This window comes from Streptacidiphilus monticola (assembly GCF_042658505.1).
In the GTDB taxonomy this organism is placed as follows: domain Bacteria; phylum Actinomycetota; class Actinomycetes; order Streptomycetales; family Streptomycetaceae; genus Streptacidiphilus; species Streptacidiphilus monticola.
Genome location: NZ_JBHSQJ010000196.1, coordinates 1 through 569, shown reverse-complemented (window position 1 = coordinate 569; position 569 = coordinate 1). Strand labels below are relative to the sequence as shown.

The window sequence follows — 569 nt, the reverse complement described above, 5'->3', positions numbered from 1 at the left end:
GGCCGCAGGCCCGGCTGCTGCGCACCGGCATGGGCCCGCAGCGGGCCCGCGCCGGGGTGGGGCGTGCGCTGGCGCAACCGGAGCCCGCGCCCAGCGCGCTTGTGTACACGGGCTTCTGTGCCTCCGTCAGATCGGGAATACGTCCCGCGGACGTCCTCGTTGCGACGGAGGTGCGCGATACCGTGGGAACGGCGGCCGTGTTCCCGCAGGCGGAGCGGCTCGCGGAGCTGCTGCGCGGGTTCGGGCTGTCCGTGCACACCGGGGTGCTCTGGTCGGCGGACCACGTCGTCCGCGGTGCCGAACGCGAGTCGCTGCGCCGGCTCGGCGTCGCCGGCGTGGACATGGAGAGCGCCGCGGCGCTGCGGGCGGTGCCCGCCGGGCTGCCCACGGCGGCGGTCCGCGTCGTCGTCGACACCCCTGAATTCGAACTTCTGCGCCCGCACACCCTGGTGAACGGGGTGCGGGCACGGCGGTCCCTGCGGACCGTCGGCCGTGCACTGTCGTCGCAGAGGAGTGTGCAGTGACTGCTGTCTCGTTGGGAATGCCGTCGCTTCCGGTGGAGCCGCTGG

At 74.3% G+C, this 569-nt stretch carries 1 protein-coding gene; it reads left to right on the top strand.

All coding sequences use genetic code 11. The features are described 5' to 3' along the window. Nucleotides 1-524 (top strand): phosphorylase family protein (locus ACFP3V_RS31285; RefSeq protein ID WP_380591057.1); only part of this gene is annotated, 524 nt, incomplete at its 5' end. Nucleotides 525-569 lie beyond the last annotated feature (45 nt).